This is a genomic window from Desulfonatronospira thiodismutans ASO3-1 (genome assembly GCF_000174435.1).
GTDB lineage: Bacteria > Desulfobacterota > Desulfovibrionia > Desulfovibrionales > Desulfonatronovibrionaceae > Desulfonatronospira > Desulfonatronospira thiodismutans.
The window spans coordinates 441,309-455,819 of the sequence record NZ_ACJN02000002.1; the positions used below are offsets into that span (position 1 = coordinate 441,309).

Here is a 14,511-nt window from a genome sequence, read left to right on the forward strand (position 1 = left end):
CGCTCGTGCCTCGCGCGGCTGATTAGCAGCGTTTAGGCCAATAAGACAAGAAGTCGCGCACGATAGGAGATTGAATGGAAAACGGACAACTGAACTGGATCGCCAACTTCATCTGGAATATCGCCGACGATGTGTTGCGCGATGTTTATGTGCGGGGTAAGTACCGCGACGTGATCCTGCCCATGACGGTCATCCGCCGTCTTGACGCCTGCCTGGAGCCCACCAAGCAGGACGTCCTGAAGATGAGCGAGCAGCTGGACAAGGCGGGCGTGGCCAATAAGGTCGGCGCTCTATCAAGGGCTGCCGGTGCGGACGCCAACCACGCCTTCTACAACGATTCGCCCTTTACCCTCCGCGATCTCCAGTCACGGGGAAAAGCGCAGCAACTCAAGGCCGATTTCGAGACCTACCTCGACGGCTTCAGCCCGAATGTCCAGGAGATTCTGGAGAAGTTCAAGTTCCGCAACCAGATACCCACGCTGGTCGATGCCGACGCCCTCGGCCCGCTCATCGAGAAGTTCCTCAACCCGGATATCAACCTCTGCCCGCACCCGGTCCGCGACGTCGAGGGCAACGTCCGCCTGCCCGGCCTGGACAACCACGCCATGGGCACGATTTTCGAGGAACTGATCCGCCGCTTTAACGAGGAGAACAACGAGGAAGCGGGTGAGCACTTCACGCCCCGCGACGTCGTCAAGCTGATGGCCAACCTGATCTTCTGGCCCATCGCGGATGACATCCGGTCGGCCACCTATCGCGTCTATGACGGCGCGTGCGGCACCGGCGGCATGCTGACCGTCGCCGAGGACACCCTCCAAGGGCTTGCCTCCAGCCGAGGGAAGAACGTCTCCATCCATCTGTTCGGTCAGGAGGTCAACCCCGAGACCTACGCCATCAGCAAGGCCGACCTGCTGCTCAAGGGCGAAGGCCAGGGCGCGGAGAACATGAAGTTCGGCTCGACGCTCTCCCGTGACGCCTTCCCCTCCGGCGAGTTCGACTTCATGCTCTCCAATCCGCCCTACGGCAAGAGCTGGAAGATGGACCTCGACCGCATGGGCGGCAAGAAGGACATGTCCGACCATCGCTTCGTGGTCCAGCACGACGGCGACGAGTTGTCGCTCATCACCCGTTCCAGTGACGGCCAGCTCCTGTTTCTCGTCAACAAGCTGACCAAGATGGTCGAACCCACCGAGCGCAGTCCGCTGGGCAGCCGCATTGCCGAAGTCCACAACGGCTCGTCCCTGTTCACCGGAGACGCGGGCTCGGGCGAGTCCAACATCCGCCGTTGGATAATCGAGAACGACTGGCTGGAAGCCATCATCGCGTTGCCGCTGAACATGTTCTACAATACCGGCATTGCCACCTATATCTGGGTGCTGACCAATGCCAAGCCCGAGGAGCGCAAGGGCAAGGTCCAGCTTATCGACGCCACCGACATCTACCAGCCCCTGCGCAAGAACATGGGTGCGAAGAACTGCGAGCTGTCCGAGGAGCAGATCAAGCAGATATGCGAGATGTTCCTCGCCTTCGAGGAAACCGAGCAGTCGAAGATCTTCCCCAATGCCGCCTTCGGATACTGGAAGATTCGTGTTGAACGTCCGCTGCGCCTGCACAGTCAACTGACCCGCAAGGCAATCCAGGGTCTGCGCTACGCCTCCGGCGACGAGGACATCCGCCAGGCCCTGCACGAAGAGTTCGGCGACACCATCTTTGAGAACTTCTCGTCCGTGCGCAAGCAGGTCGAGCAGACCCTCCACGACTGGGGCGGCAATGGAGATGAGGACTCCGACGGAGATGAAGACAGTGACACGCCCAAGCGAACAGTCATCCCGGAGAAGAAGCGCAAGAAGCTGCTCAAAGCCGACACCTGGAAGCGGGACAAAAAGCTCTACGATGCAGCCCGCGCTCTGCGGGATGAACTTGGCGAGGATGTGTTCACCAACCACAACATCTTCCGTGACGCCGTGGCCGATGGGCTGAAGAAGCTGGGCATCAAGCTGTCTGCCGGTGAGCAGAAGATTATCTTCAACGCTATGAGTTGGCGCGTTGAGGATGCGCCCCCGGTCATCAAGAAGGCCCACAAGCCGGGCAAGGCCGAAGTCGACCCGCTCCACGGATTGTATGCCAACCCTGAAGGCGACCCCGGGCTGGTTCTGGAATACGAACCAGACAGCGAACTGCGCGACAGCGAGCAGGTTCCGTTACTGGAAGAAGGTGGCATCGAGGCGTTCTTCCGCCGCGAGGTCCTGCCCCATGTCCCAGGGGCCTGGATCGACGAGTCGGCCACGAAGATTGGCTACGAGATTTCCTTCACCCGCCACTTCTACAAGCCGCCGGAGCTGCGGCCGCTGGAAGAGATCAAGGTCGACCTGCTCGCCCTGCAGGAAGAAGGCGAAGGCCTGCTTGAAGAAATTGTCGGGGGGCAGAAGGCATGATTGATGAATTGAAGCCATACGCCGAATACAAGGACAGCGGCCTGCCTTGGGCAAGCAAGATTCCCACGCATTGGAAGGTCAGACGCGCCAAGAACCTCTTTCGTTGCATCGACGTCAGGTCGAAGACCGGCACCGAGGAGAGATTGACCGTATCCGCAGAGCGCGGAGTGGTGCCCCGCAGTTCGATGAAGGTGACCATGTTCGAGGCCAAGTCGTACATCGGACATAAGCGCTGCTGGCCCGACGATTTGGTCATCAACAGCCTTTGGGCATGGGGACGCGGGCTTGGCGTGGCGAGGCACCACGGCCTTGTAAGCAGCGCATACGGGGTTTACCGGCTGAGACCAGAGTTTGACGAGTATGCTCCCTTCATCCACCACCTTGTTCGATCAAAGGTGTATCACTGGGAGCTCCGCACACGATCCAAAGGCGTGTGGATTTCTCGTCTTCAGTTGACTGACGACGCTTTCCTGAGAGCACCAATCCTGGTGCCGTCGGTCGAGGAAGGTAAGGCCATCACGCGCTTTATCCGTGACATCGACCGCAAGGTCAATGCGTTCATCCGAAATCGGCGGCGGCTGATCAAGGTGTTGAACGAGCAGAAGCAGGCCATTATCAATCGCGCCGTGACTCGTGGCCTCGACCCCAACGTGCCCCTCAAACCCTCCGGCGTCGACTGGCTTGGCAATATCCCAAAGCACTGGGAGAAAAATCGGCTGAAGTTCCTGGTTCGTAACGTAAACGAGCAGACGTCGACGCGGCAACCTGACGAAGTCTACGTTGCACTTGAACATGTCGAGGGGTGGACAGGGCGAATTACGCTGCCGAGCGAAGACATTGAATTTGGCAGTCAAGTAAAACGGTTCCATGTGGGTGACGTGCTCTTCGGCAAGCTACGCCCGTACTTGGCGAAGGTTACTCGCCCCAGCGTGAAGGGAGTCTGTGTCGGGGAGTTCCTTGTCTTGCGCCGCAAGAACGAGGCTCTGCTTCCAGAGTTTCTTGAACAAGAACTGCGATCTAAGCTGTTTATCGACATCATCAACAGCGCAACATTCGGGGCGAAGATGCCCCGGGCCGATTGGGACTTCATCGGAAATCTCTTGATCGTCTACCCACCGACGCATGCTGAACAATTGGAGATCCTATCAGACACCGGTAAGCAAACAGCCTCACTTCAGGCGGCTATCGATAAAGCCAATCGAGAAGTCAGCCTCATCCAAGAGTATCGCACCCGCCTGATCGCCGACGTGGTCACCGGCAAGGTGGACGTCAGAAATGTGAAGTGTGAAGGGAGAAGTGTGAATGAAGAAGAATTTGAAGATATTGAGGAGGTAGAAAAAGCGGTCGACTTGCTGGAGGAATCTGAAGATGACAAATAAGCGTCCGCCAGAAATTACAGAACGCGCTTTTCAATTCGCGATACGGATTGTCACATTGTGTCAGCACCTGGACGAAAAGCCGGGCGTGTCCAGAACGCTGGCAAAACAACTGCTGCGTGCAGGAACTTCCATCGGCGCCATTCTCGAGGAAGGCAGAGGCTCTCAGTCCGAAGCGGATTATCTAACCAAATGCTCCATTGCGTGTAAGGAAGCACGGGAAACCCTGTATTGGTTGAAATTGCTCGCCGCGTCAGAAATGCTGCCGGCAAACCGCCTCTCGGCAATGACAAAGGAATGTGATGAACTTGTAGCCATCTTGACTACTATAGCCAAACGGCTCAAGGAGAAACGGAATGGCTGAACAAAATTCACCCTTCACCCCTCACACTTCAAATTTCTACCCCGACCTGCTGGCGGAGATCAAGGAACGTGTCCGCGCCGCCCAGTACGAGGCCCTCAAGGCAGTCAACACTGAGTTGGTCGGGCTGTATTGGGATATCGGGCGGATGATCGTGGAGCGGCAGGCGGACGCCAAGCACGGTTCGGCCATCGCGGATCAGCTATCCAAGGATCTTCGGGCCGAATTCCCGGGGATTGGCGGGTTTTCCCGTCGCAACATCTTCTATATGCGGGAGTTCTACCTGCTGTACCGTGACGACGAGCGAGTGCAACCACTGGTTGCACAAATCGGCTGGACCCACAATCTAGCCATTCTCCAACGTTGCAAGGACCCCCTGAAGCGCGAATTCTACCTTCGCATGACCCGCAAGTTCGGCTGGTCCAAGAACGTGCTCATTCATCAGATCGAGAACCAGAGTTACGAGAAATCGCTGCTGGGGCAGACCAATTTCGACCAGGCGCTGACGCCGGAATTGCGCGCACAGGCCAAATTGGCGGTGAAGGACGAGTACACTTTTGATTTTCTGGAGCTGGGCGAGGAGCACAGCGAACGTGAGTTGGAGCGGGCGCTGATTGGCCGCATCGAGGGTTTCCTTCGGGCCATGGGCGGCATGTTCGCCTTTATGGGCAGCCAGTACCGCCTGAACGTTGACGGCGAAGAATACTTAATCGATTTACTGCTGTTCCACCGCCGCTTGCGCTGTCTGGTCGCAATTGATCTGAAGATCGGCAAATTCAAGCCGGAGTACGTCGGCAAGATGCAGTTCTACCTGACCGCCCTGGACAAGCAGGTACGCCAGGAAGACGAAAATCCTGCCATCGGCATCATTCTATGCAAGGAGAAGAATCGCACGGTTGTCGAATATGCCTTGCACGACGCCCGAAAACCGATCGGTGTGGCGACCTATGAAATCACCAGGACATTGCCGCAATCGCTGGAAGGCGAACTGCCGTCGCCGGAGGACATCGCTCAATTGCTGGAGGATCTCTGATGCCGACCGATACAAGCGAAAAAGGGCTGGAAACACTGATTGTCGAGTCGCTCGTCAACGAGGCGGGCTACGTCCAGGGCAGCAACGATGACTACAGCCGCGAGCATGTCATGGACCTGGCGAAGCTGCGCGAGTTTCTGGAGGCTACGCAGCCTGAAACGGTCGAAACCCTGGCCCTGGATCAGGACTGCCCCAAGCGGACGCAGTTTCTGCATCGCCTGGACGCGGAGATCGCCAAGCGAGGCGTCATCGACGTGCTGCGCAAAGGCGTCAAGCATGGGCCGGTAAGCCTGGACCTGTTCTACGGCACGCCTACGCCGGGCAACACCAAGGCGGCCCAGTTGCACGCGGCCAATATCTTCAGCGCGACGCGGCAGCTTCGCTACAGCCAGGACGAGACACAGCTCGCCCTGGATCTGGGCATCTTCATCAACGGTCTGCCGGTGGCGACGTTCGAGTTGAAGAACTCGCTGACCAAGCAGACAGTCAACGACGCGGTGCGGCAATACAAGCGGGACCGCAGCCCGAATGAGCCGCTGTTCAAGTTCGGCCGCTGCATGGTGCATTTCGCGGTGGACGACAACGAGGTGCAAATGTGCACCCACCTCAAGGGCAAGGACTCGTGGTTCCTGCCGTTTAACCAGGGCTGGAACGACGGAGCCGGGAACCCGCCCAACCCTGACGGGCTCAAGACCGACTACCTCTGGAAGCGGATTCTCACCAAGCTAGGCCTGACCGACATCCTGGAAAACTACGCCGAGATCGTCGAGGAGAAGGACGAGCGCGGACGAAAGAAGCATCCGAAGCAGATATTTCCCCGCTATCACCAGCTTGACGCGGTCCGCAAATTGCTGGCCGATGCTGCCGTCAAGGGTGCGGGTGAGAAGTACCTCATCCAGCACTCGGCGGGCAGCGGCAAGAGTAACTCCATCGCCTGGCTGGCCCACCAGTTGATCAGCCTGGAAGATGGCCTGCCTGCCGAAGCCTCTGCCTGTGCAGCTGGCACGGCAGTCAGGTCGGCGCAGGCAGGCGGCAGGTCTGTCTTCGATTCCGTCGTGGTCATTACGGACCGGCGGGTGCTGGACAAGCAGATTCGCAACACGATCAGGCAGTTCGCCCAGGTGTCGTCGGTGGTCGGGGCGGTGACGGGAGAATCCGGGAGCAAAACGCAGCAGCTCAGCGGATTCCTGAAGGCGGGGAAGAAGATCATCATATCGACGGTGCAGACGTTCCCGTTCATCCTGGATGCGATCGGGGACGAACATCGCGGGAAGCGGTTTGCTATCATCATCGACGAGGCCCATTCCAGCCAGGGCGGGAAGACCTCGGCGAAGATGCACATGGCGCTTGAAGATCTTGGTGAATACAAAACATCCTGGGAAGAGCTTGATGCTGAAGACAAGATCAACAGGATCATGGAGTCGCGGAAGATGCTGGCCAACGCCAGCTACTTCGCCTTCACAGCCACGCCCAAGAACAAGACGCTGGAGATCTTCGGGATTCCGGGCAAGCCGGTGGACGGTAAGGTTCCCTACCGGCCTTTCCACAGCTACACGATGAAGCAGGCGATCCAGGAGGGGTTCATCCTGGACGTTCTGGCGCACTACACGCCCGTCAACACTTGGAGTCGTCTGGCCAAGGAAGTGGAAGACGACCCCGAATTCGACACGAAGAAGGCACTGAAGAAGCTGCGGCGTTACGTCGAGTCGCACGATCACGCCATCCGGACGAAGGCCGAGATCATGGTGGTCCACTTCCACGAGCAAGTGGTTGCCCGGAGGAAGATCGGCGGCCGGGCACGGGCTATGATCATCTGCAGCAGCATCAAGCGGGCGATCCAGTACTACGAGGCCGTCTCGGCCTACCTCAGGGAGCGCAAGAGCCCGTACCACGCCATAGTGGCGTTCTCCGACTTCGAGCAGGACGGCAAGAAGATCACCGAGGCATCCCTGAACGGGTTCCCGAGCAGCAAGATAGAGGAGTACTTCAAGGCGGGCGAGATCAAGGACATCTCGGGCAAAGACCCGTATCGCTTCCTGATCGTGGCCGACAAGTTCCAGACCGGTTACGACGAGCCGCTTCTGCACACGATGTATGTGGACAAGGTGCTCTCCGGCATCAAAGCGGTGCAGACGCTATCGCGGCTGAACCGGGCGCACCCGCAGAAAACCGACACGTTCGTGCTGGACTTCATGAACGACGCCGACACAATCAAGGCTGCGTTCTCAGATTACTACCGCACGACGGTGCTCAGCGAAGAGACCGATCCCAACAAGCTGCACGACCTGAAGGCGGCCCTGGATGGCTATCAGGTGTATTCCTATGAGCAGGTCGACCAGTTGGTCCGACTGTTCCTCGACGGCGAAGACCGGGACAACCTGGACCCGATTCTGGACGTATGCGTGGGCGTCTACAACGACGAGCTGGACGAAGATGGGCAGGTGGACTTCAAGGGCAAGGCGAAGGCGTTCACGCGCACGTACCAGTTCCTGGCGTCGGTGCTGCCCTATACCAATGCCGAGTGGGAGAAGTTGTCCATCTTCCTGAACTTCCTGATTCCCAAGCTCCCGGCACCCGTCGAGCAGGACCTGTCCAAAGGCATCCTCGAAGCCATCGATATGGACAGCTACCGCGCCGAGGTTAAGCAGATGATGCAGCTCGCGCTTCCGGATGAAGACGCTGAGATCGGGCCCGTCCCAACGAGTGGCGGCGGACGAAAGCCGGAGCCCGAGCTGGACGCACTGAGCAATATTCTCAAGGCATTCAACGATCGGTTCGGCAACATCGAGTGGGAAGATGCGGATCGCATCCGCAAGGTGATTACCGAAGATATACCGGCCAAGGTGAAGGAAGATCAGGCGTACCAGAACGCTATGAAGAACAGCAGCAAATCGGCGGCGCGGCTGGAGCACGACAGGGCACTTGAGAAGGTGGTCATCGAGATGCTGTCCGACCATACGGAGTTGTTCAAGCAGTTCAGCGACAACCCCGGCTTCAAGAAGTGGCTGGCGGACACGATCTTCGGGGTGACCTATGATGAGACTGTATAGCAGGGAAATGAAAAACAGTTTGTTCGGCTCGGACCCAGACAACATACTGAAAATATTCAACAAGAGATTGTTTTTTGCTTGATTTTGAGTCTTAGAACCACCATTTTGATGTGGAAAAAGCAGTTCTAAACATCTATTCTCCGAAGTGACAACTATCCAGATACATGGGGACGATTTGATGACGAAATATTCTTGCTACGAGCATAGCCAGTCCTCCGAAACGCCAGTATTTATTCCGGAAGAGGATGAGCTTAGGCGGGATATTGAGTCGCTCAGAACGTGGAGGGAAGATTTCAAAAAAAGACCTGCTGCTGAGGTGTATCATGCCTGAGCGTGTTCGCTGCGAACGCTACATCCAGAAAATGATCATGGCTTTGCTCTTCAACCTTCGACTAATCGTCAGGGGCGCCGGACTGCAGGACGCAAAGTGTGCGGGGAGAACGGCACCGACATGACCCCTTCAGAACTCACCAGCCTCCTCGCCCGCGGCGAAGACAGCCGCCACCAGTTCAAGCGCAATGCAACCAATGCCGACGGCCTTGCTGCTGAGCTTGCCGCCTTCGCCAACAGTGGTGGGGGCTGGCTGTTTTTGGGCGTGAATGACGATGGCAGTATTGCGGGGCTGAACGCCGCTGATATTCGCCGGTTAAACCAGCTATTGGGCAATTCTGCCTCCCAGCATGTGCGTCCGCCGTTGCACCCGCTGTCTGAGAACGTGCAGACAGACCAGGGCATCGTCATGGTGGTGGAAGTGCCCGACGGGTTGGCCAAGCCCTACCTGGACAATCAGGGGCGTATCTGGGTCAAGCAGGGTGCGGACAAGCGCCATGTGACCTCTCGCGAGGAAATGCAACGGATGTTCCAGCGCGCCGCGCTGCTCTACGCCGATGTAGTGCCGGTGGCAGGCACCTCGGTGGAAGATATCGATGACAAGGCATTCAGTGCCTACTTTGACCGGCGCTATGGCGCGAGCGGCGAATTTTCCGGCCTGACTCGGGAGCAGCTGTTGCAGAACCTGGGGCTGGGCGATGGTCGGGAGCTGAATCTGACCGGATTAATGTTGTTTGGCCGCAATCCACAGCGCTGGCGTCCGGCCTTTGAAGTGAAGGCTGTGGCCTTTCCCGGCAAGGTGCTGCACGACACCCGCTACCTGGACAGCGAGGACATCAAGGACGCCCTGCTGGAGCAGTTCCGGGGTGCCTTCGCTTTTATCAAGCGCAATCTGCATCATGTGCAGCGCGGGCGCGGTTTCAACACTCCGGGGGAACTGGAAATCCCCGAAATAGCGCTGGAAGAACTGCTGGTGAACGCCCTGATCCACCGGGACTATTTCACCAGCGCCTCGGTCCGTGTCATGGTGTTTGTCGACCGGGTGGAAATCGTCAGCCCCGGTCACCTTCCGGACAGCCTGAGTCCGGAGGATATCCGCCAGGGCAAGACCATCCGCCGCAACCCCACACTCACCGAGCACGCCAGTCATATCCTGCCGTATCGTGGCATGGGCAGCGGCATTCCCCGTGCCCTGGAAGCCTGGCCGCAGATCGACTTGGTGGATGATCCCGCGGGCAACCAGTTCAGCGCCGTGATCTGGCGTGCAAAAGCGGAATGGTCGGTTGACACTGCCGCCCCGCAAGTTACCGGGGAAGTTACCGGGGAAGTTACCGGGGGAGTTACCGGGGAAGTGAAACGGTTAGCCGAAGCCATGCAGGGCGAGATGAAGCGCTCCGAGATACAGGCGGCCCTGGGATTGAAACATGAAGACCACTTTCGGGAGAGCTATCTGCGGCCCGCCCTGGACGCCGGCGTTATCGAAATGACGATTCCGGACAAACCGCGCAGCAGCCGCCAGAAATATCGCCTGACAGCCTTGGGCCAGGCGCTGCTGAAGGCCGGACAGGAAAAGAGGGAGTAGCGCATGGTGAGCAGAGCCCGCCCCGAGCGACTGACCCAAAACCGCGTGGTCGACCTGTTCACCCGTTCCGAGGCGGAAGGCGGGCTGGGTTATCGCTACCTGGGCGACTGGCATCAGAGTGAGAGACAACCGGCCTTGCAGCCGATGCCGCTGAGCATGCTCGTTCGGCAGTAGCAGAATTTATGTGAGAGGTGATTTATGAAGATTAAAGACCTGATTGAAGCGGCAGAGGCTCTCCCAGTGGAAGAGCGTGCGTTAGTAGTCGATTCGCTTCTGCGCAGTCTCAACCCTCCCCAATCCAGGATCGATAAAAAATGGGTTTCGGTAGCGCAGGAGCGATTGAAGGAGTTTCGTTCCGGTGTGTATGCAGTGGTGGTGGCCAGCAAGCGCCTGTGGATCTACCGCAATCTGGCCGAATGGAAGGACCTGAATGCCACAGCGGTGGCCCGGTGGAATCAGCAAGCAAAAGCAAGAGTCTACCCCCCAGGGGATATAGATCAAAAAAAAGGGGTTAAGCCTTTTAAGCCTAACCCCTGGAAATTTCTGGTGGAGCTGAGGAGAATTGAACTCCTGGCCTCCTGAATGCCATTCAGGCGCTCTCCCAACTGAGCTACAGCCCCTCGTGAACAATCATGAATATATTTCATCAACGGTCTTGTCAAGAGAATTGTCCGGTCTTTGAAAACTTTCTTGCCCTGCCGGCCGACTAAAGCTATGCTGAAATCAATGCAGACCTGTGCTCGACTGAAACATATTTTACCAACCCCAATGGCAGGAGATACCCGCCCTTATGGCTGAACTGCTTAACACTTTAGCGATACTTATAAAATAGAATATCATATCTCAATTTGGGGACAGGCACCCCGCACTTATTTTTATTAAATGATCCTGATTTTATTGGAAAAAATAAGTGCGGGCAGAGCTAGCCCCCGGAGGTTAGTCATAAGTTTCGCTGTAATGTTAAGGCACAGAGCGATAATGCTGCCGGCCAGGTCGCTTTGCAGGCGGGCTGATACTCCTGCGCAGGGAGGCTTTTATATGCGCTTGGGGCTGAAAATCTTTCTACTTCTGTTTGTGGCCGCATTCACCATTTCCGGAGCCACGGGATCCTATTTCTATTATCAGGCCAGGCAATCCTTGCTGGAATCCATCCAGAGTCAGTTGCTTACTGCGGCCAAATCCTTTTCCGGGCTCATTTCCGGAGATGACCTGGAAGCCCTCAATTCTCCTGAAGACATGCATTCCAGTGCTTACCCCAGGATCCAGCGTATCCTGCACCAGATTGCTCTGACCAACGAGGACTTCCTATTTGCCTATACCATGCGCATCCAGGACGATGAGGTCCTGTTCGTGGTGGACTCACCCCCCAGCGATGATACCGGTGACGGCCGGATATCCCCGGACGAAATGCCTGAGCCCGTGGGTGCTGTTTACCCCGATCCTCCATCATCCCTGCTCAAAGGCTTTGTCCGCCCCAGTGTGGATCAACGTATTTACCAGGACCAATGGGGCTGGACCATATCCGGGTACGCTCCCATCAAGGACTTTCGGGGACGCAATGTGGGACTTCTGGGCATAGACATGTGTGCTGAACACATGGAGGCCAAGCTGGCCGCCATCAGACAAGCCGGACTGATCTCCCTTGGCGTGGCCGGACTTCTGGCCCTGGGAGTGACCCTGCTCCTGACCAGACATATTACTGGCCCCATCAAGTCCCTGCACCAGGGTCTGAGCCGGGTCAGCGCCGGAGACCTTGATGCCGTGGTCCCGGAGCATGGCCGTGACGAACTGGGGGACCTTTCCCGGCACTTCAACCAGATGGTGGGCGAACTAAGAGAAAAACAGCTTCTACAGTCCAGCCTGGGCAAAGTCATGCCCAGGGAAGTAGTCAGCAGGCTGCTGTCGGATGATCCCAAACTGGGCGGGGAGACCGCAGAGGCATGCATCCTTTTCTGCGATCTGCGCGGATTTACCAGCATCAGTGAAAAACTGCCGCCAAAGATCCTGGTGGGACTGCTCAACGACTACTTTTCCGCCATGGTCCAGGCAGTGGAGAAACAAGGCGGTCTGGTGGACAAATTTATCGGGGACAAACTTATGGCCGTCTTCGGTCACCCGATAACTGATGAAAAGGCAGAAGCCAAAGCCCTGCAGGCCGGTGTAGACATGCTCTCGGCCTGCGACCGCCTGAACTCCACCCTGGCCCTGACCTCGGATCTGATCCTGGAAAACAGCATAGGCATTCATACCGGTCATGTCCTGGCGGGCAACATCGGTTCACCTCAGCGAATGGAATACACTGTGGTCGGTGATGCTGTGAATATCGCCGCCAGGCTGGAGGCAAAAACCCGTGAAATGCACACCAGGTTGATCATAAGCTCCCATGTCGCCGCAAAAATCTCTCCGTTGCCCGGGCAGCTGCGTTCTCAGAAAAATATCAGCCTGGAGGGCAGACGGGAAACTCTGGACATCTACCTGCTGGAGAACAGTGACCCGGTGGGCACACGAGGCAGGGATAGTGAGTTATAAGAGTTCAGAGGTCAGAGATCAGAAGTCAGAGGGCAGAGGACAGTAAAAACAAAGTGTTATATAGATCATTGATTCCTAACTTATTCATTTTCCGACTTTTTGCAGGTACATTTTAGTGACTTACTCCTGAAACCCTGTCATAAAAACAAGAAACTTAGACAGGATTAACAGGATTGACAGGATAAGCAATCAGCGGCCGGAAGCCGCAGATTGCATTAGCCATCGCCAGAGGCGAGTGATTACCTTTTGGCCTGGCTCCCGGCCAGGACAAAAATGTTTTTCTCTTAATCAATCTCTTAATCCTGTTAATCCTGTCAAAAAAGCTCTTTTCTTTATTGGGTTGCGGGCAACGTCCGCGTTAGAAAGGCAAAAAAATAAGCCGTTCTTACCGGCCGGGGACAACTAAATAGCCTTGCCCGGGTTTAGAATCCCGTCCGGGTCAAAGACCTTTTTTATCCCGCGCATGATTTCCAGTGCCGCGAGGCCGGGCTGCCTGTTTAAAAAACCTCTTTTGGAAAGACCCACCCCGTGTTCCCCGGACATGCTCCCTCCCAGGTCCAGCACCAGCTCAAGAAGCTCTGCCCGGGCCTTCTGGACCTCTTTTTGCACAACTTGCTGCTTGTCGTCGTACATGAAATTTACATGCAGGTTGCCATCGCCAACGTGGCCGAAGGCCAGTACCTGCAAAGAGTGGTTTCCGGCGATGCGGCGAATGCCCTGCATGGCCTTTAGAAGACTTCCCCGGGGGATGCTCACGTCATCACTGGCTTTGCCTGAGCCCAGCCTGAAAGAGGCCGGATTGATGAGCCGTCGCAGCTCCCAGATACGCTCCTGGTCACTGTTTTCGGCCTCATCAACGTAAACCGGCTCTTTGAGCCTTTTGCGCGCCTCTGCCATCTCCTGTCGCACACTGCCTTTCAACCCGTCACACTGCACCATGAGGGCGGCGCCTGCGTTATCCGGCCAGGGCATGCCGGAATAGGCAGACAGGCACTGCAGCACCTCCCGGGGCAAAAACTCCAGGGCGCAGGGCAGAAGACCGGCCCCGAAAATCTGGTCCACACTCTCCAGGGCCTGTTCCTCGCTTTCAAAGCAGGCCATTATGGTCGAAGCATACGCCGGGCGGGGCAAAAGCTTGATCCAGGCCCCCACAACCACACCGAGACAGCCTTCCGAACCCACCATTAAAGAGTTCAGGTCCAGGCCCACTACGTTCTTGTGCACCTTTCCCCCGGTGCTGATGAGCTCGCCCCCGGGAAGCACCACCTCCAGGCCCAGGACATAGTCCCGGGTGACACCGTATTTTACAGCCCGCATGCCCCCGGCATTGGTGGCTATATTGCCCCCGATGCTGCAGATGCGCACGCTTGCCGGGTCCGGGGGGTAAAAAAGCCCTTTTGCCGCAGCCGCCTGCTGCAGTTCATGAGTAATCACTCCGGGCTGGACATGGGCCGTAAAGTCCCGGCTGCTGAGGGAAAGTATGCGGCCAAGCTTCAGGCAGGACAGGACAATCCCGCCTGCCTGGGGCACGCAGGCGGAGACAACATTGGTCCCCCTGGCCCTGGGGATGACCGGCACTTTTTCCTGCCCGGCCCAGTGCATAATCTGCCTGACCTGCTCTACCGTTTCCGGCAATACCACCGCCCAGGGCATGGCAAAGCGCCGCCCGGCATCAGTGCCGTAGATAAGTTTTTCTGCAGGATTAAAAAGAAGTCCGTCATTGGGCAGGATCTTGCCCAGATCTCTGACCTGGGATTTTTTCAGAGACATCTCCCCCCCATGCCCTAAGCAGCCGGCCCGGTGAAAATTCCCTGT

10 protein-coding genes and 1 tRNA gene are annotated in these 14,511 nt (G+C 57.2%); 9 read left to right on the top strand and 2 right to left on the bottom strand.

All coding sequences use genetic code 11. The annotated features are described in order from the left end of the window. Positions 1-74 precede the first annotated feature (74 nt). From DTHIO_RS08220 to DTHIO_RS22370, 8 genes are all read left to right on the top strand, one after another. Positions 75-2,435 (top strand): type I restriction-modification system subunit M, encoded by a 2,361-nt coding sequence (locus DTHIO_RS08220; RefSeq protein WP_008869845.1) that lies wholly within the window; start codon positions 75-77, stop codon positions 2,433-2,435. Then, positions 2,432-3,814, top strand: a complete 1,383-nt coding sequence (locus DTHIO_RS08225; protein WP_008869846.1) for a restriction endonuclease subunit S — start codon at positions 2,432-2,434, stop codon at positions 3,812-3,814. The genes DTHIO_RS08220 and DTHIO_RS08225 overlap by 4 nt, the downstream gene beginning before the upstream one ends. Continuing rightward, on the top strand, positions 3,804-4,175 hold the full coding sequence (locus DTHIO_RS08230; protein WP_008869847.1) for a four helix bundle protein: 372 nt from the start codon (positions 3,804-3,806) through the stop codon (positions 4,173-4,175). Before DTHIO_RS08225 ends, DTHIO_RS08230 begins: the two co-directional genes overlap by 11 nt. After that, positions 4,168-5,205, top strand: coding sequence for a PDDEXK nuclease domain-containing protein (locus tag DTHIO_RS08235; protein WP_008869848.1), 1,038 nt, complete (start codon positions 4,168-4,170; stop codon positions 5,203-5,205). The genes DTHIO_RS08230 and DTHIO_RS08235 overlap by 8 nt, the downstream gene beginning before the upstream one ends. Continuing rightward, positions 5,205-8,255 carry a type I restriction endonuclease subunit R gene (locus DTHIO_RS08240; RefSeq protein ID WP_008869849.1) on the top strand — a complete coding sequence of 1,017 codons (3,051 nt, stop codon included), beginning with the start codon at positions 5,205-5,207 and terminating at the stop codon, positions 8,253-8,255. The genes DTHIO_RS08235 and DTHIO_RS08240 overlap by 1 nt, the downstream gene beginning before the upstream one ends. Before the next feature lie 451 nt (positions 8,256-8,706). Further along, on the top strand, positions 8,707-10,167 hold the full coding sequence (locus DTHIO_RS08250; RefSeq protein WP_008869851.1) for an RNA/DNA-binding domain-containing protein: 1,461 nt from the start codon (positions 8,707-8,709) through the stop codon (positions 10,165-10,167). A gap of 3 nt (positions 10,168-10,170) precedes the next feature. Continuing rightward, positions 10,171-10,341 carry a hypothetical protein gene (locus tag DTHIO_RS21845; protein ID WP_008869852.1) on the top strand — a complete coding sequence of 57 codons (171 nt, stop codon included), beginning with the start codon at positions 10,171-10,173 and terminating at the stop codon, positions 10,339-10,341. A 24-nt stretch (positions 10,342-10,365) separates the two neighbouring features. Then, positions 10,366-10,749 (top strand): addiction module protein, encoded by a 384-nt coding sequence (locus tag DTHIO_RS22370; protein WP_244156363.1) that lies wholly within the window; start codon positions 10,366-10,368, stop codon positions 10,747-10,749. Here DTHIO_RS22370 and DTHIO_RS08260 read toward each other — a convergent pair. Beyond that, positions 10,712-10,787: transfer RNA gene (locus tag DTHIO_RS08260), tRNA-Ala, on the bottom strand. The genes DTHIO_RS22370 and DTHIO_RS08260 overlap by 38 nt on opposite strands. 418 nt (positions 10,788-11,205) lie before the next feature. Here DTHIO_RS08260 and DTHIO_RS19725 point away from each other — a divergent pair. Beyond that, positions 11,206-12,696 carry an adenylate/guanylate cyclase domain-containing protein gene (locus DTHIO_RS19725; RefSeq protein ID WP_008869853.1) on the top strand — a complete coding sequence of 497 codons (1,491 nt, stop codon included), beginning with the start codon at positions 11,206-11,208 and terminating at the stop codon, positions 12,694-12,696. A gap of 402 nt (positions 12,697-13,098) precedes the next feature. On the opposite strand, the gene DTHIO_RS08270 is transcribed toward DTHIO_RS19725, so the two are convergent. Further along, positions 13,099-14,466, bottom strand: a complete 1,368-nt coding sequence (locus DTHIO_RS08270; protein WP_008869854.1) for an FAD-binding oxidoreductase — start codon at positions 14,464-14,466, stop codon at positions 13,099-13,101. Between the last annotated feature and the right edge of the window lie 45 nt (positions 14,467-14,511).